17 protein-coding genes and 2 pseudogenes are annotated in these 18,191 nt (G+C 32.9%); 11 read left to right on the top strand and 8 right to left on the bottom strand.

From position 1 onward, the window contains the following. Positions 1-21: 21 nt before the first annotated feature. Positions 22-585, bottom strand: a complete 564-nt coding sequence (locus tag NST63_RS14685) for a biotin transporter BioY (RefSeq protein ID WP_341042732.1) — start codon at positions 583-585, stop codon at positions 22-24. Between the two features lie 52 nt (positions 586-637). Further along, positions 638-1,648 (bottom strand): biotin synthase BioB, encoded by a 1,011-nt coding sequence (gene bioB, locus NST63_RS14680; protein WP_341042730.1) that lies wholly within the window; start codon positions 1,646-1,648, stop codon positions 638-640. A gap of 328 nt (positions 1,649-1,976) precedes the next feature. On the opposite strand from bioB, the gene NST63_RS14675 reads away from it, so the two are divergent. The 3 genes and pseudogenes from NST63_RS14675 to NST63_RS14670 all read left to right on the top strand — a co-directional run bounded on the left by NST63_RS14675 (position 1,977) and on the right by NST63_RS14670 (position 4,618). Further along, positions 1,977-2,657 (top strand): metallophosphoesterase family protein, encoded by a 681-nt coding sequence (locus NST63_RS14675; RefSeq protein ID WP_341044209.1) that lies wholly within the window; start codon positions 1,977-1,979, stop codon positions 2,655-2,657. Between the two features lie 114 nt (positions 2,658-2,771). Continuing rightward, positions 2,772-2,816: an erythromycin resistance leader peptide gene (locus NST63_RS27785; RefSeq protein ID WP_139358235.1), complete on the top strand. Its 45-nt coding sequence runs from the start codon at positions 2,772-2,774 to the stop codon at positions 2,814-2,816. Positions 2,817-3,167: 351 nt separating this feature from the next. Next, positions 3,168-4,618, top strand: a pseudogene (locus NST63_RS14670) (Msr family ABC-F type ribosomal protection protein). Positions 4,619-5,841: 1,223 nt separating this feature from the next. Here NST63_RS14670 and NST63_RS14665 read toward each other — a convergent pair. Continuing rightward, positions 5,842-7,166, bottom strand: a protein-coding gene (locus NST63_RS14665; protein ID WP_139254896.1) for an IS3 family transposase whose coding sequence is annotated in 2 segments (ribosomal slippage) — positions 5,842-6,788 and positions 6,788-7,166 — 1,326 coding nt in all. Because the reading frame shifts where the segments join, the coding sequence is not laid out codon by codon here. 506 nt (positions 7,167-7,672) lie between these two features. Here NST63_RS14665 and NST63_RS14660 point away from each other — a divergent pair. Both NST63_RS14660 and NST63_RS14655 read left to right on the top strand, forming a co-directional pair. Beyond that, on the top strand, positions 7,673-8,146 hold the full coding sequence (locus NST63_RS14660) for a GNAT family N-acetyltransferase (RefSeq protein ID WP_078110181.1): 474 nt from the start codon (positions 7,673-7,675) through the stop codon (positions 8,144-8,146). A 141-nt stretch (positions 8,147-8,287) separates the two neighbouring features. Beyond that, entirely contained in the window at positions 8,288-8,689 is a 402-nt protein-coding gene (locus NST63_RS14655; protein ID WP_341042728.1) for a VOC family protein, read from the top strand. 59 nt (positions 8,690-8,748) lie between these two features. On the opposite strand, the gene NST63_RS14650 is transcribed toward NST63_RS14655, so the two are convergent. Then, positions 8,749-9,177, bottom strand: coding sequence for a YfmQ family protein (locus NST63_RS14650; RefSeq protein WP_209391771.1), 429 nt, complete (start codon positions 9,175-9,177; stop codon positions 8,749-8,751). A 396-nt stretch (positions 9,178-9,573) separates the two neighbouring features. On the opposite strand from NST63_RS14650, the gene pdxR reads away from it, so the two are divergent. Then, positions 9,574-11,007, top strand: a complete 1,434-nt coding sequence (pdxR, locus tag NST63_RS14645; protein WP_341042725.1) for a MocR-like pyridoxine biosynthesis transcription factor PdxR — start codon at positions 9,574-9,576, stop codon at positions 11,005-11,007. 52 nt (positions 11,008-11,059) lie between these two features. Here pdxR and NST63_RS14640 read toward each other — a convergent pair whose 3' ends face one another. Beyond that, positions 11,060-11,230: a hypothetical protein gene (locus NST63_RS14640; RefSeq protein WP_169846910.1), complete on the bottom strand. Its 171-nt coding sequence runs from the start codon at positions 11,228-11,230 to the stop codon at positions 11,060-11,062. 263 nt (positions 11,231-11,493) lie between these two features. Here NST63_RS14640 and NST63_RS14635 point away from each other — a divergent pair, with 263 nt between their 5' ends. Next, positions 11,494-11,955 carry a GNAT family N-acetyltransferase gene (locus tag NST63_RS14635; protein WP_341042724.1) on the top strand — a complete coding sequence of 154 codons (462 nt, stop codon included), beginning with the start codon at positions 11,494-11,496 and terminating at the stop codon, positions 11,953-11,955. A 41-nt stretch (positions 11,956-11,996) separates the two neighbouring features. Continuing rightward, positions 11,997-12,320, top strand: coding sequence for a YciI family protein (locus NST63_RS14630; protein ID WP_341042721.1), 324 nt, complete (start codon positions 11,997-11,999; stop codon positions 12,318-12,320). A gap of 300 nt (positions 12,321-12,620) precedes the next feature. Here the strand turns inward: NST63_RS14630 and NST63_RS14625 are convergent, their stop codons facing one another. Then, entirely contained in the window at positions 12,621-13,529 is a 909-nt protein-coding gene (locus tag NST63_RS14625; protein WP_212941471.1) for a LysR family transcriptional regulator, read from the bottom strand. A gap of 110 nt (positions 13,530-13,639) precedes the next feature. Between NST63_RS14625 and NST63_RS14620 the strand changes: the two genes are divergently transcribed. The 3 genes and pseudogenes from NST63_RS14620 to NST63_RS14610 all read left to right on the top strand — a co-directional run bounded on the left by NST63_RS14620 (position 13,640) and on the right by NST63_RS14610 (position 15,889). Beyond that, on the top strand, positions 13,640-14,683 hold the full coding sequence (locus tag NST63_RS14620) for a 2,3-butanediol dehydrogenase (protein WP_212941469.1): 1,044 nt from the start codon (positions 13,640-13,642) through the stop codon (positions 14,681-14,683). A gap of 21 nt (positions 14,684-14,704) precedes the next feature. Beyond that, positions 14,705-14,968, top strand: a pseudogene (locus tag NST63_RS14615) (SDR family oxidoreductase); the annotation flags it as partial. Positions 14,969-15,433: 465 nt separating this feature from the next. Then, positions 15,434-15,889, top strand: a complete 456-nt coding sequence (locus NST63_RS14610) for a GNAT family N-acetyltransferase (RefSeq protein ID WP_078110185.1) — start codon at positions 15,434-15,436, stop codon at positions 15,887-15,889. 155 nt (positions 15,890-16,044) lie between these two features. Here NST63_RS14610 and NST63_RS14605 read toward each other — a convergent pair whose 3' ends face one another. Both NST63_RS14605 and NST63_RS14600 read right to left on the bottom strand, forming a co-directional pair. After that, on the bottom strand, positions 16,045-17,367 hold the full coding sequence (locus tag NST63_RS14605; RefSeq protein WP_341042716.1) for a sensor histidine kinase: 1,323 nt from the start codon (positions 17,365-17,367) through the stop codon (positions 16,045-16,047). A 1-nt stretch (position 17,368) separates the two neighbouring features. Continuing rightward, positions 17,369-18,055 (bottom strand): response regulator transcription factor, encoded by a 687-nt coding sequence (locus NST63_RS14600; protein ID WP_341042715.1) that lies wholly within the window; start codon positions 18,053-18,055, stop codon positions 17,369-17,371. Positions 18,056-18,191: the final 136 nt, after the last annotated feature.

Below are 18,191 nucleotides of genomic sequence, written 5' to 3'. Positions count from 1 at the left end.
TTTTAAAAAGAAAGAGACACATTACTGTGCCCTTCTTATATTTGGTAATCGACTAGATATCCCAGGTGAATTTTTTAGTTTATAAACTAAATATGAAGCAACAACGGCTTTAATCAAATCTCCAGGAATATAGACTAAACTAATCTTAATCGTTTTTATAATAGGAATATCCATTATGAATGACTGGACAGGTATTCCGAAAACGTAAAGCAATAAAACGCCAACTAATACATTTATTATCAATATTTTAAAAAAACCTATGGAGTTTATTCTTGAAATAAAATATCCGACTAAGAAGGAGATGATAATATAGCCAAATAAATATCCTGCACTAGGACCTACAAATACACCAATCCCTCCTCGACCTCCAGATAGTAGGGGTATTCCTGTAGCAACAATAGCTAAAAATACAATTTGACTCCAAGCTCCTAATCTTGCTCCTAGAATTCCTCCAGATAATAGAACACCAATGGTTTGTATCGTAATAGGGACGGGAGAAAAAGATAAAGTAATAGGTGGAATTAGTCCTAGTGCTCCCATTACAGCTGCAAATAACGAAATATATGTAATGTCTCGAACTTTCATATGAAATCTCCTTACAAAATATCTATCTAGTATAATTAAAAGTAAAAAATTACTATTTTCCCTTCATTGCTAAACTTGCTTTCATTTCTTCGACCGTCTCTATTTCAAAGCCAAGATCCTGAAGCATTTGTAGATCCTCATTTTCTTCTTGTCCTGCCGTTGTTAAGTAATCACCGACAAAAATAGAATTTGCTGCGTACAATCCTAAAGGTTGTAGGGAGCGAAGATTTACTTCTCTGCCTCCAGATATTCGTATTTCCTTCGAAGGGTTAATAAATCGAAATAAAGCCAAAACCTTTAAGCAATAGATAGGTGATAATTCATTTGTGCCTTCTAAAGGCGTACCATCAATTGCATGTAAGAAGTTAACGGGTATGGAATCGGCATCCAGAGCTTTTAAACTTCTAGCCATGTCGATAACATCCTGCTTGGTTTCCTTCATTCCTATAATGACACCTGAACATGGGGAAATGCCTGCTTCCTTTACTACATTCACGGTAGTGACACGATCGTCATATGTATGGGATGTTGTGATCGTTGAATGGTGATTACTTGATGTGTTTAGGTTGTGATTGTATCGATCGACACCTGCTTCTTTTAACCTTTGCGCCTGTTCTGGTTTTAATAGACCTAGACAAGCACAAACTTTCAAGCCATATAATTTTTTTATTTCCTTTACAGAATCCACAACACTATTTAACTCGCGATTGGAAGGGCCTCTCCCACTAGCAACAATGCAATAGGTACCAATATTTTGCTCATACGCCCGTTTAGCTCCTTGTAGGATGGTATCTTTATTGACCATTCGATAGGAATCTATTGTGGCAGTGGAAATGGAAGATTGTGCACAATAACCGCAGTTTTCTGGACACAAGCCAGATTTTGCATTCATTATCATATTAAGTTTTACTTTTTTTCCAAAATGGTGTTTTCTTATTTGAAAAGCTGCATCCATTAGTAGTAGCAATTCGTCACTTGGACAATTTAGTATAGATAAAGCCTCAGTTTCTGTTATTTCTTCACCAGCCAGTACTTTATCCGCAAGAATTTTCCATTTGTTCATCTTTATTCTCCTTTTTGTGTTAATCGTTTAAAAATTCAATACTTGATTTTAAAATAAGAAACATGGATATTTCTTATACTTGTAGTTTGCATTAAATAGATAATATATGTCAACTTTATTTTATATTAAGTTAACATATATTTAAGTGTTTTAGTTAGGGTTTATTTCTCAAGACAAATAAAATCAAGCTACATTATTGATGAAAAGATTGCAAAAAAGAGGAAATTTATTATTTTCATTGAAAAAGTATAGAAAAGAAAATATAGGTTGGTGAAGAAATGGGAAATAAAATAGCTATTCTTGCTGATATTCATGGAAATAGTGCTGCATTAAAGGCGTATTAAATAATATTGATAATGATACTGAACATATTTATTGTTTAGGTGATTTAGTTGGTATCGGTCATGAAACAGATGAAGTATTAGAAATATTATCTTCAAGGAATGATGTATCTTGTATTATAGGAAATCATGATCAAGCAATTATAAAAATTATCCATGGAGAAGAACCAGACAGTTATGGTGAAGAGAGAGAACATCATCAATGGATTGCTTCTAGATTAAATGAAATGTATGTACCTTTTTTATCGAATCTTCCTTTAAAAATAGAAAAGAAAATCTGTAATAAACATTTTTTATTCGTTCACTACCATTTAAATGATAATCAAACCTTTCAATCAATCGATCGCCGACCTACCCTAGAAAAACTTGATGAATGTTATAGGAAACAGAGTATAGATATTATTTGTTTTGGTCACCATCACATGATTCATCATTTTAAATCTAATAAACGTCTTTATTTAAATCCTGGATCATTAGGATGCAATCATAATCCTGTTGCTCCTTACTGTACGATTCATGTAAATTATTCAAATCAATTAAGTATTACATTTAATGAAGTTCCTTATGATAATAGGCAGTTTCTTCTTGCTTATGAAAAGCTGAATGTCCCTGCAAAAGATTTTATTTTGAATGTTTTTCATGGTGATCAACATAAACAATTGAAATGATGAAAAAATATCAAAGCTGATAAAATGAGTAATAGTTTATATTTTTTTGACTTATATAAATAAATACAATATAATCGTGAATATATTTACTAAATTTAGGAGGATTATTAAAAAATGACGCATGCAATGAGACTTCGATTCCCAGCTTTGAATAAGTAATTGAATATGTTCAAAGACTCTGTTTGTACATTCAGAGTAAACGGAAGTAGTCTGTCCTTTTTTAATGATCTTCATTTCACTTTATATGCAAAAAATATGAGGAAAGGCGGAAAATTCTGCCTTTCTTTTTTTAGGTAAGTGCCTATTCTAAACAAGACTTGACTACAATCTATAGGAAAGGCATTTCCGTTTTACTCCCAATCACAGGCAGAATGTCTGTGATTTATTTAATTTAGATTGGGGGAGTAAAGATGCATTTCTTATTGTTCTTTTGATACGAGCTTGAACTAGCAGCTCGTATCGATCCTAGCTATCGATACGAAATGATTATAAATTTCGGAGGTAGCGATCATGGAACAAATATGTTTTGAAATTGAAAATTTAGAAGTGACCTTTTTAGATAAAAAAATAGTAGAAATCGATCGGTTAGCTGTGTATCAATTTGACCGTATCGGTATTGTAGGGAAAAATGGTGCGGGAAAAAGTACATTATTACATTTACTTGCAGGTAACCTTTATCCAAGTAGTGGTGTAGTAAAGTCTTATGTAGAGCCAGGATATTTTGAGCAAATGGAAGTATCTTTGGCAGAAGCGGTTGAGGCACTATTAAGTAAATTAGAAGTGCCAAGAAACACTGAACAATTAAGCGGGGGAGAGCAAACAAGAAGAAAGCTCGCTCAATTGTTTACCCATTATTATGAGGCATTACTAATTGATGAGCCAACAACACACTTAGACCAAAGTGGAATAGCATTTTTAATTGAGGAATTACGTTATTACTATGGGGCACTTATAATAATTAGCCACGATAGAACAGTACTAGATGAACTAGTGACAACCATTTGGGAAGTGGATAGTGGGAAGGTTCGTGTATATTCAGGGAATTATAGCGACTACATGAAACAAAAAAAGGACAGATTGAGCAACAACGTCAAGCATATGAACAATATATTAAAGAAAAAACACGCTTGGAAAATGCAGCAAAGGAAAAAATGAAAAAGGCAGAAAAAATTGCTCAAGCAGGCAGTATGTCCAAAAAAGAAGTAAATGCTAAACCGAATAAGATGTTTATGACGAAATCAATAGGAACAAGACAAAAAGCTGTTCAACGCGCTGCAAAAGCTATTGAACAGAGAATGAACAAGCTCCAAGAAATTGAGGAAGTACATGAAGAAAGGCAGATATTTTTTCGACAGTCTCAACAATTAGCATTTCATAATAAATTTCCAATTATGGCAGATCGATTTACACTTCAAGTGAAAAATAAAGTGCTATTGGAAGAGGTGAGTTTTCAACTTCCCCTTGGTAAGAATATTGCAATTAGTGGTGATAATGGCAGTGGAAAAAGTACGTTGCTTCAATATATTGTAAATCATGGTGATGGAATAACTATTTCACCGAAAGCAAAAATTGGTTTTTTTAAGCAAATGAGCTATCGTTTTGTAATGGATGAAAATGTGCTGCAATTTTTGAAGAATCGTTCTGAATATGATGAAGGATTTTTGAGAAGTGTTTTGCATGCTATGCAATTCAGTGGTACAGATTTACGAAAAAGTGTGATGTCTTTAAGCGGTGGGGAAGCCATACGTCTACAACTATGCCAATTGTTTTTAGGAGAATATAATATTTTAGTCTTAGATGAACCTACCAATTTTTTAGATATTCATACAATCAATGCATTGGAACGCTTTATATCTGTTTATGAAGGTACAATTTTATTCGTATCCCATGATCAAACCTTCATCAATCATGTTGCTGATGTAAACTATCATATTATCGGGAAAAAGTTGAAATTAATGTAATTTAAAAGCTAGCCGCCAAGTTCAAAATTGGCGGCTAATTCTATGGATTATTTTCTTGCTAAAAGTAATATTTAGACACATTGATAACTGCAGTTAAAGTATGATGGCTAGAAGTAATTTAAGGGAATAACGTAATGGGAATCATGTTATCGCTTCTTAGTGCATGATGATAATTAATATGAATATTTTTTTAAAAGGGGAGATGTTAGCGAAGAACCTTCCCCTTTATATCAATCTAATTGCATTACATCTTTATTAATACTAAATCAAATCACGACTGTAAACTTCTGATTCAAGTATCATTAATAGAGTTTCTGTTTCTTGGTGATTAGTATTTTTACTGGATGCGCGATATCTAAGAATACTTCTATACATGTTAAGAACGACAATATCTGAAAATTCTTTGATATGTTCACTAGTCTTCACCCTCGTATTCCCCCTTTCATGCGGGGAAGATTCCTCGAAGTTCATTATAAAGGTAGTGAAGGATTTGCAAAAAAGAACGAAAAGATAAAGAATATTTAGATTTTAGTCGAATGGTTCCTAAATTATTACTTAGATAAAATCAGCCTCCAATTTTAAGAAATATAAAAATGAGGATTGATCTACGTGTAGGCAAATTTTTTCAAAAAACCTTGTGGAACTGGATATTTAATAGCATTCGATAGATAGTGAATTCTTTTTCTTTTTGGCACTTTTTTAAACATTGTTGTTAGTTAAGTAAAGCTTTGACTAATAATTATCGGATGAAGATTGCTACACCTTTCAATTCACTAGAAAAGAGCTAATTTTCTAATGGGTGTAAACGCCGGCAGTGTTGCATTTACAAAAGCAACAAACTATACGAAAACAGCCTTCTTTTTTAATGTGTATTTGCCTTAAGATAAATGTAATGTACCAACATTATTTGTTTACATAACATGTAGTCTGAAAGGGGAAGTGTTAATTGAAATCTAAAATTTACAAATCAAACAAGGTTAATATCTGGCAAACCTCATTAATCATTTTCTTTTTTTTGCCTTATTTGTTTATCCTTTTAATGAAATATATACTTAATTGGAATAAAACATTAAAGAGACCTTTTTTGAACATTTTTAAACGAAAAAGACCTAAGACCATCTCAATCGTAACCTTGCCTAGAAAATAAGTAATAATTGAAAAAAGGCAGAAGAGCTGAACTGCGCCCTAAATTTCGGACAGTTTAATAAAAGTAACCCTGCTATTTAAGCAGCGATTAGATGACTTCGGTATTCTGCCGGAGTCATCTTTTTTAAATTCCATTGTCTTCTTGATGCATTATAGAAAATCATATATTGATTAACTAATTGTTTTAGTTCTTCAAATGTATGAACTTCTTTATAGTCCATTTCATCTTTCATATGTCCAAAGAAGGATTCCATTGGTGCATTATCGATACAGTTCCCTCTACGTGACATAGATTGTTTCAAATTCATCTGTTTCACCCTTTTTTGAAATTCTGGATGCGTGTAATGGAAACCTTGATCAGAGTGTATCATGGCTTCTGGATGTATATTATTCCCTAATTTCTCTTCTAATTTTGCTAGAGTATTGTAAACAATCGACATTTTCAATGTTTGTGATAATTCATATGCCACTATTTCACGTGTAGCGACATCCTTAACACAGGATAGATAGGCTGTTTTTCCTCGATACTTTAAATAGGTAATGTCAGTTAAAAATACTTTTTCCGGCTCGTCTTGTGTAAATTCACGGTTTAATCTATTTGGTAATGTCTTATGTTCTTGAGTAGCTTTTGCAATATTTTTATATGGGTTTGCACGTCGCACTTTCGCAAAGAAATTATACTTGCGCATTAGACGGCGTATTTTCTTTGGGTTCATTGGGTTTTCAAGTAATTCACATACTTTCATATAAAGTCCACGATAGCCAACTTTCCCTTTGAATGCATCATAGATGCACTTTAAAAAGAGATAATCCTCATAATCATTGTTCTCTCGAATGGCATGTTTTTCAGTATTCCGCAGCCATGCATAATAACCACTGCGACTAACATGTGCGACAGTACATAGCTCAGAGACACTATTGATTAGTTGATATTTACGAATTACTTCATTGATGACTGCGTATTTTTCATGTGGAGCTACTTGTGTTTCTTCGCCTTCCTTTCGAGTTCCTCTAGCTTTTTTAGTAATTCAATTTCAGCTTCGAGATAACGAATACGAGCCTCTGCTTTTTCTAGCTTCTTATCAGCGGATAACTCACTAGTTGTTGGTCTTCCCGTACTTCCTTTTCCTCGACGTTCTTCCAAAAAACCATTTTCTCCATATTGATTAAAAGTATTTCTCCAACGCTTCAAAGCTGATTTAGCTTTTTTAGGGCCAATCATTTCAAGATCAAACCCATTTTCTATAAAGATTTGAGTAGGTCCTTTCCCAGCTAAGTTCTCATTTACTGCTTTAATTTTAAATTCAGGTGTATATTGAATCGCTCGGTCAGATACTGAAGCAACATTGGGATTGGCTTCTAATAGTTGACGTTGATGTTCATTAAAATAGATTTTACTCATAAGATAACTCCCGTTCAAATTAATTATGTTAAGTATAACGGGCTTTTCCCATAGAAAAAACCCCGAATAGGGCACTTTTTTTTAAGTGTCTACTATTCGGGGTTCAGTTCAAGCATCCTAAGGGGTGCTTTTTATTATGATTAAAATAGGCTCTTTTCTCAAACTTTGTTGCTATTTAAGTTAAGTTTTAATTTGTAAATATCGTTTGAAACCGGTTTCTACTTTCAATTCATTGAGGAAAGGAGTTGTAAACCTCGTAAGCACGCTAAACCTACAACAGAATAAAACTATACTAAATCGGTCAAACAATTAACGTATTGAGGTATATGATACATGTATGAAGAAAATAGGTACAATGCGAGTTACAACTTAAAATATAGAAATATTGAATAGTTGAGCGAATATAAAAAATATTGCTAGAGATTGAGCCTAATAGAAACATACGATACGATAATGATAAGAAACTATTAATTATAAAAATATCCATTTTAATTGGAGGGGGAAAGATGAATATCCGTTCAGTGGAGAGTTCGGACTACTATATAATATCGCCATTAATTAATGAATGGTGGGGTGGTAGAAACATGTCAGATATGTTGCCAAAACTATTTTTTGACCATTTTAAACAAACAAGTTTTATTGCAGAAGAGGATGGAAGGATTATTGGGTTTCTTATTGGATTTTTATCGCAATCGCATCCAAAAGAATCTTATATACACTTTGTAGGTGTGCACCCTCATTGGCGAAAAAAGAATATTGGAAAACTCCTTTATGTTCAATTTTTCAATAAGGTTAAACAATATGATCGAAATATAGTACGTTGTGTTACTTCTCCAATAAACAAAGTCTCAATTGCCTATCATACAAAGATGGGATTTGAAATGGAAGACGGTGATAAAATAATCGATGGAGTTCCGGTTATATCAAATTATGATGGACCAAGTCAAGATAGAGTTTTATTTGTTAAACATTTAATTTGATTGACTTGTGTTATACGGTTTTTTTATAACTTCTCAATCTTCCTATGATTAATTAATCTCCTGCTTAATATTAGATGAATTAATGAAGGAATTTCAAAATATTTAGAGAAAATAAAGAAAAAAAGAAGGGAGGGAACAGAAATGTCTAATCAGAGAGGCAAAGTGTTAGGAATTGCTTATAATGTAATACCAGTTGCTAACTTGGAAAAGTCCGGTGAATGGTTTGTCGAGCATCTTGGCTTTAATATAAGGCATAAAACAGAAGATTCCTTAAGCTTATTTATTGGAAATAGACCAATATTACATCTACTTAAAAGTGATCATGAATCAAGAGCGGTCTTTCAAATAGGAGAAAGGAAAAAATGGGTGACTACTTTTTTTACTAACGATATAGAAAGTCTTCATACAAAGCTAATATCTAAACATTTAAAAGTTAGTGAAATTAGCTATGAAGGTGAAAATGGAAACTTTTTCACTTTAGAAGATATCGACGGGAATCTTTATGATATATGGGAGCATCATGACTGTGAATTAAATTTTTAGTGGAAAGATTAAAAGGTTGTTATCATGTCATACAATTCTTTAGCGACCTTCTAATCAATTTATACGATAAGTTTTTGAATATTATCAGATTGTACGCTATATGCAACTATTTTCTTTTTATATTGTTTCACCACATCTACATGATTTCCGTATGGAAAAATAAGTAGCCTTAAGTCCTTCTTACCTTTTTTTGTGTCAATGACAAATGGAGTCTTATTGTTTTCTGGATGTAAAAATAATTTTTCGTTACCAGGGAAAATATAATATTTTTCTAGAAATGTTGCTTCATTATAATAGTTAACAAATTCTCGTTTATCATCCCCTTCTATCAGTTTTTCATTGATTGTTAAAGTAATGTCCTGAAAATTTAGTTTTGTATGAAGTTCAAATTTCTTTAAAAACCATTCAACTACAAAAGTAGGAGGACAAGTTACTATAATTTTTATAGCACTTAAGAGAACTGCCAACACCACTATAAACCATGTCATATTCTTTCATCTCCGTTTTTTCTCAATTAAATAGTTTTAATTTTATTAACCATATCATTCGTCCCTTTATATTCCCATTTGTTTAATGATAGTAAATTTTAACACATTATTATCTATACCTCATCTGCTTGTCATTTTCATACTACATGCTTATATTATTATAATAAAATAATGTCCTGAGTAATAAACCATCCAATTATTGATAAGTTTCTCCAACCACTTTTTATATTTCAATAGGTTGAGGAGTAAAGTATATCAAAAATATGGTCTAATGTACTAAATGTAATAAAAAGGTCAAAAATGATGATGATTTATAAATAGAATATCAGTTACAATGATTGTTAAACTAACGATTAAGTAGATTGTTATTTATATTTGGGTAAAGGAATGTTTACTATGGGATGGAAGCCAGATCGAAAAATTAAAAAACCACTTTATACACAAATTGCAGAGTATATAGAGAATGGAATTATTGAAGGTAGATTTCCTGTTGATAAACCGCTTCCTTCAGAAAGAAGTTTGGCCGATTTATGTGGAGTTAATCGTAGTACTGTCGTTGCTGCTTATTCAGAGTTAGAAGCTAATGGGCTGATTGAGCGCAAAAAGGGAAGTGGAACGATGATAAGCAGGGATATTTGGGACCTGACCAAAAAACGTATACCAAGTTGGAATCGATACATTGAAGCAGGAACCTTTTTACCGAATATACCAGTAATGCAACGAATTCGAAAACAAACAGACGAGAGTGATTTAATTAATCTCGCTAGTGGTGAATTATCATCTGATTTATTTCCAAATGAATTTTTGCGGGATATATTAGCAGCGAATCAGTTTACAAGTAATTTAGGCTATGATCATCAACAGGGAAATCTTGAATTGAGGAAAACGATTGTGGATCATGTCAGAAAATATCGTGAAATAGTAACTGAACCTGCATCTGTTCTTATTACTTCAGGTGCACAACAAGCGATTCATTTAGTGATTGAATGCTTATTAAAGCCAGGAGATGCAGTGGTGGTTGAAGATCCTTCATATAGCTACAGTTTACCAATCTTTAAGTCTGCTGGTTTAAAAGTGTTTCCTCTTACAGTAACTAAAAACGGCATTAACCCCGCTGGGCTTATTGATCTACATAAAAAGCATCAAATAAAAATGATTTTTTTAAATCCAATTTTTCAAAATCCGACTGGGACATTACTTCCATATAAACAAAGAAAAGAAATTCTAGATATTTCTTCTAAATTCGGAATCCCGATCATAGAGGATGACCCCTATAGTTTACTTTCTTTTTCTGAAGATCATCCTGCCACACTAAAATCAATGGATTCAAATGGGAATGTTCTATATATCAGTTCATTATCAAAAATTGCTGCACCTGGATTGAGAATTGGATGGATTATTGGACCGACTTCTGTTATAGAAAGATTGGCAGATGCAAAACAACAATTTGACTTTGGCCATTCTAGTATTTCACAATGGGTTGGTAGTCAATTTCTAAGTTCAGATTATTTTGATGTTCATATTCATTTATTGAGGGAAGAATTACGTAAAAGACGAGATACATTAATTAGCCATCTTAATGATTATTTTGGGAACAAAATTAAATATTATATTCCCATGGGTGGTATTCACATGTGGTGTGAATTTAAAAGGGACATCGATGAAATTCTTTTACTTGAGGAGTCTATTAAAGAAGGAGTAATTTTTGCTCCTGGAAGTATTTTGGGTACAAGGAAAAGATGTATACGCATCACCTATGGGAGAGCAACTGAAGAACAAATTTACCAAGGTATAAGGCATTTATTTCATGCATACGAAAAAATAAAATGAGAGGATAGCCTCTCATTTTTTTTATGAAATATATAGATTAGGTAAGAGGCAACTATACCGTCTTTTTTAATGAGTGAGTATTCGTAGTAAGTGTAGGGTCAGGATCGATTGTTCTAGAAGACTCAGTAGGTAATGCCTGTAGAAATTCATACATCAGCACTGCACCTGCGCATATAACTAAAAGGAAAATAACACCAATTACTTGAATCAAAAATAGAGCCATTTGAATGTACCTCCCAATCTTTATTTCAATTTTATTTAAATCTATCTTTTCACTTCAATTTTAAAGAATGATTGATCCACTTGGAACATCCACTTAAATAGTAAATTTTCCATCCACTTTGAAACTTAAGATAGATAAATTGGAAAACAAATATAAGAAATTCTTATATGATGTGATAAAGAAATCATCATTCACTTATATGTATCTTGTGGGATAGCATACAAGTAGTAAGTTCTTGATCAAGAATTCAGGAGGAGATACTGTTGAATAAAGAAATCATCATTCGGGTTGCTATTGAACAGGATTTAGATAGTATTGTTGAAATGCTTGCTGACGATGAATTAGGTAGACAGAGAGAGAATTTTCAGCAACCGCTGCCAGAAGTATACAAAAAGGCATTTTATGCAATAGCATCTGATCCTAATAATGAATTAATAGTAGCTTGTAAGGGTAATGAGATAATTGGAGTGCAACAAATTACATATACACCCTATTTAACATATAGAGGTGGGTGGAGAGCTACAATAGAAGGGGTTAGAATATCGTCATCTTCTCGTGGAGAAGGGGTAGGTACGGAGCTTATACGATGGGCCATTGATCGTGCAAAGATCCGTGGTTGTCATCTTGTTCAGCTAACAACAGATAAAAAGAGAGAGGATGCTTTGCGCTTTTATGAACGATTAGGCTTTAAAGCCACACACGAAGGATTAAAATTACATTTTTAGTTCACGGGTGCGCCTGATAGAAAATTATAAGGAGGGCATTTATGCAAAAATTCCTTATCCTATTAAAGGATAAAAGAGAAGGTGAACTAACACATGAATTATTAAAACAGCATGTTGAACATTTGCAAGAGCTTAATAATACATCAAACCTATTCATTTGTGGTCCTTTAAAAGATAATGAAAAGGCTATGCAGATTTTAATATGCGAAACAAAGAACGAAGCACAAAAACTAGTGGAAAGTGATCCATTTATCAAAAAAGGTTATTACGCTAGTTATGAAGTTCATGAAATAATTGAAGCAAATGAAGGAAACAATTGGTTATTTGATGATCCACAAACAAAGAGTAACTTATTGAATCAATAAAATCTTTATACTATTAAACTAGGGATTGAATGAAACGAAAGGGTGCTACTGATACTTGCACCCATTATTTTTTCTCTGACTAATAGGTTGTTTTCGTGTAGTTTTTTGTTGCTTTTGTAAAGACCTAAGTGCCGGCTTTAACTAGGAATTCAGTGGTTTTATGAAGGCGCCGCTCTTTTCTCAGTGAAATGAAAGGTGTAGCAGTCTAAAATCGAGATTTAATACTTTACTTTATTAGCAATAATGTTTGAGAAAAGAGCCTTGTAATAAAAAAGATTATTTCTTGAATGGTTTTCGACATTATTTATTCTTTAATAAAATATTATTAATTTCTTCAATAAATATTTTCGCTTCATAAGATAATTTATAATCATTCTTTCTAACCCATCCAAATCTGAATGAAGTGTCACTAAAGTCCCCTATAGAATAGGTTTTCATCTTTTTGGATGGAAAGCTAGGGTCAAAAATTGTAGAAATATCATGCCCTATCGTAACTGCCCCAAGCTCAGTTACAGCTTTAGTAATTACGTCAATATTTGTAGTTCTTAAGAAAATATCTACTGGACCATAAAGTTTTTGAAAACTAGTAATGAAATTTTGTACATATTCGTCCTTATATAAAACGAAAGTTTGTTTTTTTAATACTTCAGCAGTAATTACTTTAGTGGTATCGTCTAAATTGGTTTCTTTTGAGGAAAAAAGTAAAAGCTTTCCACTTATTACTGGAGAAAAGTAAAGATCGTTTAATTGATCCATATTGGCTTTATTTATAGCAATAAACCCAATATCTATATTATTTCTTCTTATGTCCTCTGTTATTTCCAAGCTTGCTTTTTCATTTACCTCAATCTTTAAATTAGGATGATTATTTTTAAATAATATAAATGTATCAATGATCGGTGTTGTCAGTCCAGGTATAGTAGAAATTCTTAGCAAATCATTTAGATTATGCATTTGCCTATGTGCTTCTTCTTTGATTTCATAAATAGCATCTAAGGCATAATGTGCTTTTTCAATTATTTTATCGCCTTCCTTTGTCGTTATTGCACCGGTTCTAGTTCGGCTGAAGATTTTTAATTTTAATTCATTCTCTAGTTTAGTGATTGCTTGACTCAATGCTGATTGACTTATATTTAAGGTTTTAGCAGCATCTGCTAACGATTTTGTTTTCGCTACTTCCACAATATAGCTTAATTGTTCTATGTTCATAGTCATTTATTTCCTTTAATAAAAGTTAATATAAATTAAACTATATTAACTTTTATTAAATATAGCAACTTGATATACTTATAGTCTAAATATATAGAGGAGATGAGGAAATGCAAGCAGCAGTTTGGCATAATATTAAAGATGTACGTGTAGAACAGGTAGATGAACCTAAAGTGTTACCCAATCAGATAAAAGTGAAAGTCGAATGGGCAGGAATTTGTGGGAGCGATCTTCATGCCTATCAACATGGATTAACGATGGAAGCGCATCCAATTAGTGGTCAAAAACCACCGCTTACACTTGGACATGAATTTTCAGGAACAATAGTGGAAGTTGGGGAAGAGGTAATAGGACATACAATTGGGGAAAGAGTGGCGGTTGAACCGTTAATTTATTGTGGAGATTGTTACGCTTGTAAAAGAGGATATTATAATCAGTGTAGTAAAGTAGGATTTGTTGGATTAAATCGTGATGGTGGATTCGCAGAATATGCCATCGTTGATGAAAATATGGTTCATGTTCTTCCAGAAAATGTATCTTATGAAGAAGGCGCATTAGTTGAACCAACTGCAGTTTCTTTTTATGCAGTGAGAGAAAGCAAGCTTAAAGCTGGAGACTCTGTTGCTATTTTTGGCGCTGGACCAATTGGACTATTAACATTATTATCTGCTAAAGCTGCAGGTGCTACACAAATCATTGTTGTAGATTTATCTGAGGAACGCCTCAATAAGGCAAAAGAATTAGGTGCTACTACCATAATTAATGGTCGCCGGGATGATATTGCTGATTCGATACTTCAATTAACAAATGGTGGTGTTAGTGTTGCATATGAATGCGCTGGGGTACAGGCAACTATGACAAATGCTGTTGCTTCTGTAAAACAAGGTGGGCAAGTGATGGCGATTGCTGTATTTGCTAAACCAGTGAGCGTAGATATGGGCCAGTTAATGTTTAAGGCAGCTGATGTGACATCTACCCTTGCCTATCGTCATGTTTTTCCAGAGGTTATTGAAATGATCGCGACCGGAAGATTAGATGTAAAACAAGTAATTACAAAGAAAATAACAATAAATGATATTGTTGAAGAAGGACTTAATCAATTAATTAACGATGTAAAACAGGCAAAAATCCTAGTAAGACCATCTAATATCTAATCTTTTTCATCAGCTCTAGAATTAGCTCAACTTAATATACGAGTAAATTCGATTTTACCTGGATTGGTTTCTACGCCATTAACAAGCGAACTAACGAATGTTGAAGCAATTAATGATGCATACATGGATCGTATCCCGATGAGACGTGCAGCTGACCCAGATGAAATGGCAGGTCCTGCATTATTTTTTGTTAGCGAAGATGCATCATATATAAATGGAGCTAGTCTAATTGTAGATGGTGTATGGGCTGTTAGTGGTTATCCAGATTTAAGTGAATTTATGTGATCAGTAAAATAATTACTCCTAATATTAATATTTAAAAGAAAACCCTAAAGAAATCAATAAGGATATCTTTGGGGTTATTTAATTAATAATAAAGATTCCTGTTTTTTGAAATAAAGGTATTTCATCAATCATATATAATTCGGAAACACAAAGTGAATTATCAAGAGGGAAAAGATATAAAGGGATCGAAAAGAATATAATTGAAAGCTTAAAATTAAAAGGAGGAGATTATTTGATAAATAGATCATTGCAATGGTTCAAGTGATGGTTAATGGTGAAGGATTAGACAAAAGGTATAAAAATGATTTGAAATATGGCGTATCGTTTGATTCGAGGATTATAAATAAGGGAAATTGTTTATTCCAATTATAAGAATCAAAATTGGTCATTAGTATGTTTATGAAGCCATGTAGAGTTTTGCTGTAGATACTTTATGGGATGTAAACTATATTAGGGAGAATACATATGAAATTTAAAATAGAGATTTTGCTAGAGAATAACGACGAGTTTGCTACCTTCTTAAATACTAAAATCAAAGAATTTAATAATGAAAATTCGAAGTTTCATAGAGAAGTACGAAAAAAAGGAGCGGTACAACCAATAAATATCATTGTACTAGATGAAAATAAACAATGGATCGGTGGTATACATGCAGAGGTCTATTGGAATTGGTTAGAAATTAATGATTTTTGGTTAAAAAAAGAATATAGAGGGGAAGGGATTGGCAAAGAGCTTCTCGAACTAACAGAAAAAATAGCTAAGGAAAATGGAGCTGAAAAGGCGTTATTGACTACTTTTGAATTTCAAGCTCGTACATTTTACGAAATGAAGGGTTACAAAGTAGTAGGCGAAATTAAAGATTATCCACCTGGTAGTAGTTATTATACAATGGTGAAATCACTATCTATGGGAAAACAATAGTATAAGTAAGAAAATGAAAAAATTTTTCTAATACTGTTAAAGAAAAATTTTTTGCTCTTCCATTTAGCACTTTAAAATTAATTATCCCTCCTGTTTGAAGAGGAGGGAAAAACGAATAAATGAACGATTATATCAAAGAAAATGGTCTTTTCCATTTAGTTAATCTTGGCTAAAGGTAACCACCCTGTTACGAGTCCACCACCATTGGAATGATTATCTACAGCAAGGTCACCTCCGTGAAGTTTTATGATCCTTTGTGATATCGTAAGCCCTAATCCGACCCCACCAGTTGAACGATTTCTTGATTTTTCACTGCGGTATAACGGTTCAAAAACTCGATGAAGATCCTGTAAATCAAAACCACGCCCTGTATCATGAATAGTAAATGTAGCTTTATTATTTTCTTTATAACATTTGACAAAAATTTTACTATGACGGGGTGTATGTCTAACGGCATTATCTAATAAATTGGTCATCACTCGTTCTAATAAATGAACATCACCTAAAATTATGCAATCCTCTGGCGAAAAGTCTATGTTGAAAGAGATATGTTTTTCATTCGCAATTGGATACAGGCTGTCAATGGATTTTTGTATTACGTCTACCAGGTCGATCCCATTTTTTTCAATCCCCATTTTTAAATATTCCATCTTTGTAAAAGTGAATAAATCCTCAACCAATCGATCCAGTTGTGCTGATTTTTCCTTGCAAACCTCAATATATTTTGCCACTTTTTCAGGTGAATGTGCGATGCCTTGTTCAAGACCATCCAAATACCCTCGTAAAGCAAATAATGGTGTTCGTAAATCATGTGCAACTGCGGAAATTACGAATCTTCGTTCTTCTTCTAATGCAACTTGTTTCCGAAAGGATTCGTTGAGTCCCCCAACCATAATTTTAAATCCGTCACGTACATCGGCAATTTCTGTGATCCGGGAGTTTGGCAATTGAACATCCAAATCTCCTTTAGCAATTTGTCGAGCGGCTAAGCTCATTTTCTCGAGAGGCTTAAGAATATGTTTACGCATCTCATATGCAATGATAAAAAAAGCTAGTAATAGTCCGGTAAACGCGGCAATAATCTGAATGTCTCTTGAATTCGGAAGGTAGATAAACACTTTTCCAAGCACTTTTCCATCCTGGATAATAGTAAATTGCTCTGTCTTCTTTAATGTATGGGTATCCTTAGAGTTAGAGCGAAAAATTTCCTGATCCGTTGCGGAAAGAATTTTCACATCCATGTTCATACTTTTTAATCTGCTTTGGAATTGATGTTGCCAATCTTGGTTCGTCCAGTTTTCTGTATTTGTTTCTATTAGGTGGACCGTTTCGGATAAATTTCTTTGCTGTGTATCATTTAGTTGAAAGCTAACTGTTTTTGTTCCAATAAGATGTGCTGCTACAAGAAATATCCACGGCAATAAGAGGAGAAGTAAGAAGAAAAGTATGATAAATTTTCGTATACGTATGGTCTTCATTTTATTCTCCCTTGAAACGGTAGCCAATTCCCCATACATTAATAATATATTGAGGATCATTTGGATCGAATTCAATTTTCTCCCGTAATCGGCTGAGATGGACTCGAATGGTATGCTTGTCACCAATTCCCTCCCAAAATTTGTCGAGTAATTGGTCATAGGTGAAAACGTATTTTGGGTGCTCAGCAAATAATTGTAGCAAGTCATATTCCTTCGGTGTAAGTGAGATACTCTTACCATTAATCAATACTTCTCTAGTAGCTAAATTTATAGCGATTCGACCATAATCTAATAGTTTACTATTGATGGCTTCCTGAGAATTGGATCTTCTTAATACAGCCTTTACTCTTGCTACAATTTCACCAGGTGAAGCATTTTTAACTATATAGTCATCCCCACCGAGACCTAAACCTCTAATTTTGTCTACATCATCACTCCGTGCACTTAAGAAAAGTATAGGTACATTACTATCTTTACGAATTCTCCGACAAAACTCAAAGCCGTTTTCTCCAGGCATCATTATATCAAGTAGGATACAATGAATTGGATTTTGTTCAAATACAGTGAGTGCATGAGCAGTATCATAAGCCGTTTTTACATGAAATCCGTCATTTTCAAAAAAATCCCTCATTAGCTCAACAATACTTTTGTCATCATCTATTACTAGAATTGTATTTATATTATTCATCAGAATTCCACCTTTCACTGTTTCCGCTCAATCAATAATAATATAAGTTTATCATTTTTCGATCTAGCACCAAGCGAAGCGAAACGTTTTGTGATGCTTTCTTGATTATTTTGTGACTATTTTACTCCTTTTTTTG

Origin of the sequence: Heyndrickxia sp. FSL W8-0496 (assembly GCF_038007825.1) — a bacterium.
Lineage (GTDB): Bacteria > Bacillota > Bacilli > Bacillales > Bacillaceae_C > Heyndrickxia > Heyndrickxia oleronia.
The sequence above is the reverse complement of the archived record's forward strand: the minus strand, read 5'-3'. Positions and strand labels throughout refer to the sequence as shown.

Coding starts and splice junctions, on each gene's coding strand:
- NST63_RS14685 (WP_341042732.1), bottom strand. CDS start 585: ATGAAAGTTCGAGACATTACATATATTTCGTTATTTGCAGCTGTAATG.
- bioB (WP_341042730.1), bottom strand. CDS start 1,648: ATGAACAAATGGAAAATTCTTGCGGATAAAGTACTGGCTGGTGAAGAA.
- NST63_RS14660 (WP_078110181.1), top strand. CDS start 7,673: ATGAATATCCGTTCAGTGGAGAGTTCGGACTACTATATAATATCGCCA.
- NST63_RS14655 (WP_341042728.1), top strand. CDS start 8,288: ATGTCTAATCAGAGAGGCAAAGTGTTAGGAATTGCTTATAATGTAATA.
- NST63_RS14650 (WP_209391771.1), bottom strand. CDS start 9,177: ATGACATGGTTTATAGTGGTGTTGGCAGTTCTCTTAAGTGCTATAAAA.
- pdxR (WP_341042725.1), top strand. CDS start 9,574: ATGGGATGGAAGCCAGATCGAAAAATTAAAAAACCACTTTATACACAA.
- NST63_RS14640 (WP_169846910.1), bottom strand. CDS start 11,230: ATGGCTCTATTTTTGATTCAAGTAATTGGTGTTATTTTCCTTTTAGTT.
- NST63_RS14630 (WP_341042721.1), top strand. CDS start 11,997: ATGCAAAAATTCCTTATCCTATTAAAGGATAAAAGAGAAGGTGAACTA.
- NST63_RS14625 (WP_212941471.1), bottom strand. CDS start 13,529: ATGAACATAGAACAATTAAGCTATATTGTGGAAGTAGCGAAAACAAAA.
- NST63_RS14620 (WP_212941469.1), top strand. CDS start 13,640: ATGCAAGCAGCAGTTTGGCATAATATTAAAGATGTACGTGTAGAACAG.
- NST63_RS14610 (WP_078110185.1), top strand. CDS start 15,434: ATGAAATTTAAAATAGAGATTTTGCTAGAGAATAACGACGAGTTTGCT.
- NST63_RS14605 (WP_341042716.1), bottom strand. CDS start 17,367: ATGAAGACCATACGTATACGAAAATTTATCATACTTTTCTTCTTACTT.
- NST63_RS14600 (WP_341042715.1), bottom strand. CDS start 18,055: ATGAATAATATAAATACAATTCTAGTAATAGATGATGACAAAAGTATT.